Below are 8,396 nucleotides of genomic sequence, written 5' to 3'. Positions count from 1 at the left end.
GTCCGCGCGGCCTCGGGCGCGACGCGATAGGCCGCGAGCGCCGCGACCAGCCGCTCACGACCCACCGGCAGACCGGGCTCCGCCTCGGGTCCAAGCGAATCGTACACTGCCCCGACACGCGCAACCGGCGCTGCCAGCAGCTCCAGCAGCGCCGCCCGGTCCGCCAGCCCGTCCAGCCGCGCCACCCGGTCCAGCGCCTCGCCGGCGGGCAGCGAATGCGTCTGTCGATCATCGATCATCTGCAGGCGATGCTCGATCCGGCGCAACAGTTCGTAGGCGTGCGTCAGGTCGTGCGCCTCGTCCTCACCGATGCGCCCGGCCCTTGCCAGCAGGGCGAGCGCGTCGCGGGTGGCGGGCGCCCGCAGCGACGGCTCGCGACCGCCGTGGATCAACTGGTGGATCTGCGCGAAGAACTCGATCTCGCGGATGCCGCCGCGTCCACGCTTCAGGTCGTAGCCGGGACCGAAATGCTGGCCGGCGGCGTGATGGTCGCGGATGCGCTGCGACATCGCCCGCAGCTCGGCCAGGGCGCCGAAGTCCAGGCTGCGCCGCCACACGAACGGCCGGATCGTCGCCAGGAACCGTTCGCCAAGCGCCACGTCGCCCGCCGCCGCGCGTGCGCGGATGAACGCCGCGCGCTCCCATGGCAGCGCCTGCGACTCGTAATAGGTGATGGCGGCCGCGACCGGCAGCACAATCGGCGTCGCCTCGGGCGAGGGCCGCAACCGCAGGTCCACACGCAGCACATACCCCTCGGCATCTCGTGCCTGAAGCAGTTCCACCGTTCGCCGTCCGACGCGGACCGCGGCCTCCCCGGGCTCCTCCCGCGGGCGGCGGGGGAAGGTCGCAGGATCGAACAGCAGGATCGGATCGATATCCGACGAGTAGTTTAGCTCGCGGCTGCCCTGCTTGCCCAGCGCCAGCGCGACGAAGCCGACCGGCTCCGCGCCAGGGGTACGCTCGGCGATGGCGGCGCGGATCGCCGCGTCGAGCGACTGGTCCGCAAAATCCGTAAGGATGCCCGTCACGGCGGTCAGGTCGAGCGCGCCGGCAAGGTCGCCGATCGCCACCAGCAGCGCCAGCCGTCGCCGCTGCCGACGCAGCCGCGTCCCGACCGGCAGCCCGTCAGCCACCGCCAGCGCCGCGGCGGGATCGAACGTGCCCTGCGCCAGCAATTCGATAAAGTCCGGGTCGCGTCGGATAATGTCGGCAAGGAACGGTGCCTCGGCAACGGCCCTGTCCACCGCATTATTCGCCGCGCTTGCAGGATTTGTGAAGATCATGCGACATTGCACCACAAGATCGACACTTGACAAATGCCCGGATGCAACTTCACGCACACCGCTTCGTTATACAGCCATGACCAGCGCACCTCGACATCCACCCGAACTTCCGCGTCGTGGACGCGAGACGATCGTATGTCGTCCCCGGTCCACGGACGCCCTCGGGGCCGCGCTGGAAAGCATATTCGCCATTCGATGCGCTCTTCCCGGAGACTTGGCAGCAATCATGGACAGGCTCGACGCCATCCACTGACCGTCTCGCGTCGCTATCGATCGCGGCTGAGTTCCTCCACTTCGCCCATAATCGTGTCGAGCGCGGTGCGCGACGTGTCGGTAATGTGCTCGCGGCGCGACGGCAGCGATCCCTGGGTAAGTATGGTATCCAGCGCGACACGGCCGCGCGCGACGCGGCTCTTGATCGTGCCGACCGCGACCTGGCAGATCTCGGCCGCTTCCTCATAGGCGAACCCACCGGCACCGACGAGGATCAGCGCCTCGCGCTGCGGTGCCGGAAGGTGAAGCAGCGCACGCTGCATGTCGCCAAGTTCAACATGGCGATCCTGGCTCGCCGGTGCGGCGAGCAGTCGGTCCGCAACAAGGTCGTCCCACTCACCCTTGAACCGGGCACGGCGCATCTGTGACAGATAAAGGTTCCGCAGGATGATGAACGTCCACGCACGCATGTTCGTGCCGGCCTGGAAACGCTTGCGCGCTGCCCACGCCTTCAGCAGCGTCTCCTGCACCAGATCGTCCGCAAGATCGCGGCTGCCCGACAGCGAGCGGCCAAAGGCGCGCAGATGCGGAATCACCTGAGCCAGTTCCGTCTTGAACTCCGGATCGGAGAGCGAGACATGCTCGACCGGCGGAACGTCCGCCTCGTCGTCATGCGTTTCCGCCTGCTTCATGTCGTCGCTGTTCCCGCTACGTCGTCCAACCCGGCGCCAACATAGGCGCGACGACCGGCATTTCCATCCTGCGTCCGGATCAGCCGGTGTGTACGCCGTGGATGATGATGAACGTGAATATTGCAATGACCAGGATCATCGACACTCCGAGCACGTAGCGGGTGACGCCGGGGGTGCTGCCGCCGCGCGCGCGTTCGGTGTTGACGTGGATCGGTTCGTTCTCGTCGGCCATGGTCGTTCGGTCCCCTTGTATCGTTCCGGCTGGTCACTCGGCCGGTACGGTGTTCTCGTCGAAGAACAGCGCCTGGCTGATCGCCGCCTTCACCGTCGACCGCTGGAACGGCTTGGTGATGAGGAACGTCGGCTCGGGCCGCTCGCCCGTCAGCAACCGCTCCGGGAAGGCGGTGATGAAGATCACCGGCACCTGGAACTGCGCCAGTATGTCCTTCACCGCGTCGATGCCGGAGCTGTCGTCGGCGAGCTGGATGTCGGCCAGCACCAGTCCGGGCCGGTCCTCCATGGCCAGCGCGACCGCCTCGTCGCGGGTGACGGCGACCCCCGTCACCTCATGGCCCAGGTCGCGCACGATCGTCTCGATGTCCATCGCGATGATCGGCTCGTCCTCGATGATGAGGACGCGGGCACGCGTCTGGGTCTCGATCTCGGCCAGCGCCTCGGCCACCAGCGCCTCGATCTCGGGAGGGTCGACCTCGATCAGGAACGCGGCGTCCTCGATCGTGAAGCCCTCCATCGCGGTGAGCAGCAGCGCCTGGCGCGACAGCGGCGTCATCCGCCCGAGCCGCGCCCGCGCCACTCCCTCGCGGTCGCCGCCCTCGCCGGCGGGCGCCTCGTCCATGTCGGTGTCCGCGTTCGCCGACGTCCAGATTCCCTGGAACATCCGGTACAGGCCAAGACGCGGCTCGACGTCGCGGGGGAACTCGGCGGGGGCGGCGACGATCGCCTCCAGGGTGGCGCGAACGTATCGGTCGCCCTGGACCTGGCTGCCGGTCAGGGCGCGGCCGTACCGGCGCAGGAAGGGCAAATGGGGCGCGAGTTGCTGGCCAAGCGACATGATCGTCCGTTCTCCACAGTCCGGGCCTCCCCTTTGGAAGCGACCGAGCCCCGAAAGCAACCCGTTTCCCGGGGTTTGATTTCCCCGGGCACCCGACCGCGACTTTTGGGTTAGTTGCCGGAACAAGCCGCATGGATTTTGGTTTCAACTCGGGCATGACCCAACCCTTGCGGTCCGGAGTCAAGGGACCGTGCCCGTACCGGCGCAGACATGATGGGAGCTGGCGTTGCCGGGCAAGACCGACCAGGAAATCGAGGCCGGCGCGGCGCAGGTCAACCGGCCGGCGGCCGCAACTGTCGGTGGTGATCTGGATACGGGGGCGGTGCTTCGCTCCGTATATCAAAAGATGGTCGAAGAGGCGGTGCCCGACGAGATGCTGGATCTTCTCGGCCGCCTGGACTGAGGTCCGGGCATGACCGTGGTCGCCGAGCCGTCGCGGGCAGACAGGCGGTGGTTCGAACCCGCGCGCTGGCCGACCGGCGCCAAGCTGTTCCTCGCCCTCAGCCTCGCGCTGCTCCCGCTGGCGATCGTCACGGCGCTCGCGACGTGGCAGACGGCGCGCGTCTTCAACGACGAGGCCCGCGCCCGGTTGCGGACGGCCGCGGAAAGGGGCAGCCGCGCGATCGGGCTGGAGCTCGTCGGCGACATGCAGGCGTTGCGGACCGCGACGCAGGCGCTGGACCGCGATCCGGCTGACACGCCCGTCTGCGCGCGGGTACAGGGCATCTTCGCGGCGCAGGCAGCGTCGAGCGTCCGCTTCGTCGTCACCGACCCGCAGGGACGGACGCTGTGCGGCGCCCGCTTCGCCGGCATCCCGCGTCACGAGCACAGGACCGGTGGGTCCAGTATCGGGAAATCCGGCGCCGGGAGCGACAGCCCCGTCATGGCCACGCTGCTGCCCGGCGAAGGGCTCGTCCTGAGCGTGGATGGCGGTCGCCGCCATGCCTCCGCCGCCGCGCTCTTCTCCGGCCGCTTCCTCGCCCGGATCGCTCAGCCCGACGAGGCGGCCAGCGGCTATGGCACGACGATCGAGGGGGGCGACGCGCGATTGCCGCTGCTGGCGCTGCCCGCCACCGGCGCGCGGGACCGGCGCGAGACGATCCGCACCGCGCTAGGCATCGGCGACCTGACGCTCGCGATGGACATGCGCGCGGCGCCGATCACCTGGCCGCTGGTGCTCGCGCTGCTGCTGCCCCTGCTGATGTGGGTGGCGGCGGCGAGCATCGCCTGGCTCGTCGTCGACCGGCTGCTCGTTCATCCGCTCCGCCGGCTGCGGGCCAGCGTCGCGGTCTATCGTCCCGGCGACGTGATCGAACCCGGCGCCCCCTCCCTGCTGCCGGCGCAGGAGATCGTCGACCTCGGCGACACGTTCCGCGCCATCAGCCGGACGGTCGCGCTGCACGAAGCCGGCTTGGCCGAGGGTCTGGTGCGTCAGACGCGGCTGACGCGCGAGGTGCATCACCGGGTCAAGAACAACCTGCAGGTCATCTCCAGCCTCATCAGCATCCATGCGCGCGGATCGCGCGGCGCCGACGCCGCGGCGGCCTATTCGTCGATCCAGCGCCGCGTGGACGCGCTGGCGGTGGTGCATCGCAACCATTTCGCGGAAAGCGAGGCCAATCGCGGCCTGCCGCTGCGATCGGTGCTGGGCGAGCTTACGTCGAACATCCGCGCGACGGCGCCCGAGGAGTCGGCGCATCTCGGCCTGACGCTCGACATCGACCCGGTCCTGGTCAGCCAGGACGTGGCGGTGGCGGTCGCCTTCATGGTCACGGAGATGATCGAGCTGGCCATGACCGTCGATCCGGCGGCCCAGATCAGGATCGCCCTGCAGGCCCCGCCCGACCGCCCGGACCGGGCGACGCTGAGCGTGACGTCGGTGGCGCTGACCGGCAGCGCCGGACTGGCCCGCACGCTGTCGCAACGCTACGGCCGGGTAATCGACGGTCTCGCCCGGCAGTTGCGCGCACCCCTGTCACGCGACGAGAGCGCCGGGCGGTACCGCATCGACATCGCCGTGACCGGTCGCGACTGATCGGCGTAAGATGCTCTTGTGCCATTATATTCATGCAGAATGGCTGGAACCGCATGGCCCGTGCGTCGTTATGATTGCGGACCACGGTTTATGCCTCCCCGCCCCGTGGTTCAAGTGACCGGCCCGGGCGTACTGCCACCCCCCCCCCCGCAGTACGTCCGGGCCTTACGTCACCCGATCCCATATATCCCGAGCGACACGCTGGCCGGATCCGCCCGCCGGCCTCAAAGCTGCGCTATCTTCGTGTCCGCCGGCTGCTCCCGTGCGCGTCGACGCTCGGTGAACCAGATCGCGATCAGCGCGAGCTCGTACAGAAGGATCAGCGGCACCGCGAGGAGGATCATCGATCCCGCGTCCGGTGGGGCGAGCACCAGCGCGATCGCGAAACAGCCGACGATCGCATAGCGCCGCGCGCCGGCGAGCTGCTTGCGCGTGACGATCCCCGCCCGTTCCAGCAGCATCAGCAGCACCGGCATCAGGAACGCGATTCCGAAGGCGAACAGGAACTGCATGACGAACGATAGATAGTTGTCGACCGATGGCAGCGCCTCCTGATGCACGCCGCCGACGTCGCCCTGATAGCTCAGCAGGAAGTGCAGCGCGGCCGGGACCGCGACGTAATAGGCCAGCGCGGCGCCGGCGATGAACAGCACGGGCGTCGCGCACAGGAACGGCAGCAGCGCGCGTTTCTCCTTGCGGTACAGGCCGGGCGCGACGAACTGCCACAGCTGGTTGGCGATCACCGGGAACGCCAGCATGGCGCCTGAGAAGAACGCGACCTTCAGCTGGACGAAGAACGCCTCGAACAGCTGCGTATAGATCAGCCGGTTCTGCCCGGCGCGGAGCAGCGGCCTGACCAGGAAGCCGAAGATCGGCTCGGCGAAGTAGAAGCAGGCGATGAACATCAGCGCGAGCGCCGCGACGCTGAACAACAGGCGGCGGCGAAGCTCGATCAGGTGGTCGAGCAACGGCGCGCGGCTGTCGTCGATCTCGTCGCTCACGACGGGGCCTTGGTATCGGCGGCGGGCGGCGTGTCCGGAGCGGCGGGGGCGACGACCGGCGCCTCGACCGACAGCGGCTCGTCGGCGTGGGAGGGCACAGGGGCATGAGCGGGCGCGTCGACGATCGCGGGCTGGTCGACCATCGCCGGCGGGGCGTCCATGTCGCCCGGATCGGCGTCGGCGCCGGGAGTGCCAGAAGTCGTTGGAGAGGTCGTCGGGGGAGTCGCCGCGGGATGCTCACGCATGATCCGCTCGTTCTCGGCCTTCCACCGCTGCTCCATCTCGGCGAGCTCGGCGTCGCGGATGATGGTGTCGAACCCGGACCGGAACTGGCGCGCGACCCCGCGGGCGCGCCCCACCCAATAGCCGGCCGTGCGCATCGCGCGGGGCAGGTCCTTGGGCGGGATCACCATCAGCGCCACCGTGCCCAGCACGATCAGCTCGGTCGGAGCGACGTCGAACATGTCAGCCTTCCATCCCGGCGGGGCGCTCAGCGATCCTCGCGAACCCGCTGCGCATCGATCCTGTGCCCGTCGCGGTCGAACGCGGGCTCGGCGACCTTCTGGGCATCGGGCTTGGTTGCCTCGATCCGGGCGGGGTCGCGGGTGGCACCCGGCACGACGTCGTCGTCCTCGGCCATGCCCTTCTTGAACTGTTTGATGCCCTTGGCGACATCGCCCATCATGCCCGAGAACCGGCCGCCGCCGAGGACGAGGACAAGCACCACGCCGAGGATCAGCCAATGAACAAGGCTCATCGAACCCATAGGGAATCTCCTGTTAGAACGCTTATCTAGGCGCTTCCACGCGCATTTGCCACCGCCGCGTCACGGGGTCAGGCCAACGCCAGGAACGCGTCGCGGCGGGCGATCAGCTCGGCCATGTCGCCGTCGGGCGCCGGGCGGTCCGCCATCGCCCGGTCGAGCCGGTCGCGCGGGCGGGCGGCGATCGGGCCGAGCCGGTCGGCGATCGCGCGCATCTCGTCCATGCGCCCCCAGCAGTCGAGCACCAGGTCGCACCCCGCCGCGATCGCGCCCGCCGCCTTGTCGGCCGGCGATCCCGACAGCGCCTTCATGTCGATGTCGTCGGTCATCAGCAGCCCGTCGAAGCCGATCGCGCCGCGGATCACCTGCTCGACCACGAGGGGGGACAGCGTCGCGGGCCGGTCCGGGTCCCACGCCTCGAACACGACATGCGACGTCATCGCCATGCGCGCGTCGCGCAGGGTGCGGAACGGTTCGAGGTCCACCTCCAGCGCCGCCGCGCCGGCGGTGACCCTTGGCAGCGCGTGGTGCGAATCGATGGCCGCGCGGCCGTGGCCGGGCATGTGCTTTACGACGCCGACGACGCCGCCCGCCGCCAGTCCCTCCAGCATCGCGCGGCCCAGCGCGGCGACCTGCATCGGCTCGGCCCCATAGGCGCGGGTGGCGATCGTCGGCGTCGTGCCGGGCTGGACGACGTCCAGCAACGGCGCGCAGTCGACGGTGATGCCGACCTGCGCCAACATCAGCCCCAGCGCCTGGCCGTTGGCGCGCATCGCCTGGATCGCGGACATCGGCGCGATCCGGTACAGCGCGTCGAACGCCGGCCCGGCGGGAAACGCCGGCCACCCGGGCGGCCCGAGCCGCGCGACCGGCCCGCCCTCCTGGTCGACCAGCACCGCCAGCTCCTCCCGCCCGGCCAGCGCCCGGAGCGAGTCGGTCAGCGCGCGGACCTGCCGCCGGTCGACGATGTTGCGGCGGAACAGGATGAAGCCCGCGGGCTCCGCATCCGCGAAGAAGGCGCGCTCGTCGGGGGTAAGTTCGGGGCCGGCGAGGCCGAAGATCACGGGGGTCATGGCGGCGTCATAGCGGCTTCGCGCCGGCCGGGCACCCTCGACCGGGCATAGCCGACCGGCCCATACCTGACCGGCCCATGCCCGACCGGCGGGGCTTCAGCCCGCCGTGACGAAACACGCCTCGCCGGCCACCTTCAGCCTGCCGCAGACGTCCGCCGCCGCGCCCGCGCTGCCCGCGTCGACGCGCAGGCGGAAGACGTGGCGGGCGCGGACGTCGGCCTGTTCCACCGACTTGCCCAGCGCGGCGACATAGCCGAACCTGCG

General features: G+C 69.8%; 9 protein-coding genes and 1 pseudogene. 2 read left to right on the top strand and 8 right to left on the bottom strand.

What is annotated here, in order from left to right; all coding sequences use genetic code 11:
• From HUV01_RS09260 to HUV01_RS09245, 4 genes and pseudogenes are all read right to left on the bottom strand, one after another.
• Positions 1–1,283 (bottom strand): annotated as a pseudogene (locus HUV01_RS09260) (glutamine-synthetase adenylyltransferase); the annotation flags it as partial.
• A gap of 266 nt (positions 1,284–1,549) precedes the next feature.
• Positions 1,550–2,188 carry a sigma-70 family RNA polymerase sigma factor gene (locus tag HUV01_RS09255; protein ID WP_174297996.1) on the bottom strand — a complete coding sequence of 213 codons (639 nt, stop codon included), beginning with the start codon at positions 2,186–2,188 and terminating at the stop codon, positions 1,550–1,552.
• Positions 2,189–2,267: 79 nt separating this feature from the next.
• Positions 2,268–2,420, bottom strand: a complete 153-nt coding sequence (locus HUV01_RS09250) for a hypothetical protein (RefSeq protein ID WP_174297995.1) — start codon at positions 2,418–2,420, stop codon at positions 2,268–2,270.
• 33 nt (positions 2,421–2,453) lie between these two features.
• Positions 2,454–3,260: a response regulator gene (locus tag HUV01_RS09245; protein ID WP_174297994.1), complete on the bottom strand. Its 807-nt coding sequence runs from the start codon at positions 3,258–3,260 to the stop codon at positions 2,454–2,456.
• Between the two features lie 226 nt (positions 3,261–3,486).
• Between HUV01_RS09245 and HUV01_RS09240 the strand changes: the two genes are divergently transcribed.
• Together HUV01_RS09240 and HUV01_RS09235 are read left to right on the top strand one after the other, a co-directional pair.
• Complete coding sequence (locus tag HUV01_RS09240; protein ID WP_254606527.1) at positions 3,487–3,663, top strand: NepR family anti-sigma factor; 177 nt, start codon at positions 3,487–3,489, stop codon at positions 3,661–3,663.
• A gap of 9 nt (positions 3,664–3,672) precedes the next feature.
• A complete protein-coding gene (locus HUV01_RS09235; protein ID WP_174297993.1) occupies positions 3,673–5,295 on the top strand; it encodes a sensor histidine kinase in 1,623 nt (540 codons plus the stop codon).
• Between the two features lie 224 nt (positions 5,296–5,519).
• Here the strand turns inward: HUV01_RS09235 and tatC are convergent, their stop codons facing one another.
• The 4 genes from tatC to HUV01_RS09215 form a co-directional block, all read right to left on the bottom strand.
• Complete coding sequence (gene tatC / locus HUV01_RS09230; protein ID WP_174297992.1) at positions 5,520–6,296, bottom strand: twin-arginine translocase subunit TatC; 777 nt, start codon at positions 6,294–6,296, stop codon at positions 5,520–5,522.
• Complete coding sequence (locus HUV01_RS09225; protein WP_174297991.1) at positions 6,293–6,760, bottom strand: Sec-independent protein translocase subunit TatA/TatB; 468 nt, start codon at positions 6,758–6,760, stop codon at positions 6,293–6,295. The genes tatC and HUV01_RS09225 overlap by 4 nt, the downstream gene beginning before the upstream one ends.
• 26 nt (positions 6,761–6,786) lie before the next feature.
• A complete protein-coding gene (locus HUV01_RS09220; RefSeq protein ID WP_174297990.1) occupies positions 6,787–7,062 on the bottom strand; it encodes a twin-arginine translocase TatA/TatE family subunit in 276 nt (91 codons plus the stop codon).
• A gap of 68 nt (positions 7,063–7,130) precedes the next feature.
• Complete coding sequence (locus tag HUV01_RS09215; protein ID WP_174297989.1) at positions 7,131–8,132, bottom strand: glycoside hydrolase family 3 protein; 1,002 nt, start codon at positions 8,130–8,132, stop codon at positions 7,131–7,133.
• Between the last annotated feature and the right edge of the window lie 264 nt (positions 8,133–8,396).

Source organism: Sphingomonas bacterium, from assembly GCF_903643035.1.
Taxonomy (GTDB): Bacteria; Pseudomonadota; Alphaproteobacteria; order Sphingomonadales; family Sphingomonadaceae; genus Sphingomonas.
The sequence above is the reverse complement of the archived record's forward strand: the minus strand, read 5'-3'. Positions and strand labels throughout refer to the sequence as shown.

What these genes read in the sequence shown, in the direction of transcription:
- HUV01_RS09255 (WP_174297996.1), bottom strand. Translation starts at nt 2,188, where the DNA reads ATGAAGCAGGCGGAAACGCATGACGACGAGGCGGACGTTCCGCCGGTC.
- HUV01_RS09250 (WP_174297995.1), bottom strand. Translation starts at nt 2,420, where the DNA reads ATGGCCGACGAGAACGAACCGATCCACGTCAACACCGAACGCGCGCGC.
- HUV01_RS09245 (WP_174297994.1), bottom strand. Translation starts at nt 3,260, where the DNA reads ATGTCGCTTGGCCAGCAACTCGCGCCCCATTTGCCCTTCCTGCGCCGG.
- HUV01_RS09235 (WP_174297993.1), top strand. Translation starts at nt 3,673, where the DNA reads ATGACCGTGGTCGCCGAGCCGTCGCGGGCAGACAGGCGGTGGTTCGAA.
- HUV01_RS09225 (WP_174297991.1), bottom strand. Translation starts at nt 6,760, where the DNA reads ATGTTCGACGTCGCTCCGACCGAGCTGATCGTGCTGGGCACGGTGGCG.
- HUV01_RS09220 (WP_174297990.1), bottom strand. Translation starts at nt 7,062, where the DNA reads ATGGGTTCGATGAGCCTTGTTCATTGGCTGATCCTCGGCGTGGTGCTT.
- HUV01_RS09215 (WP_174297989.1), bottom strand. Translation starts at nt 8,132, where the DNA reads ATGACCCCCGTGATCTTCGGCCTCGCCGGCCCCGAACTTACCCCCGAC.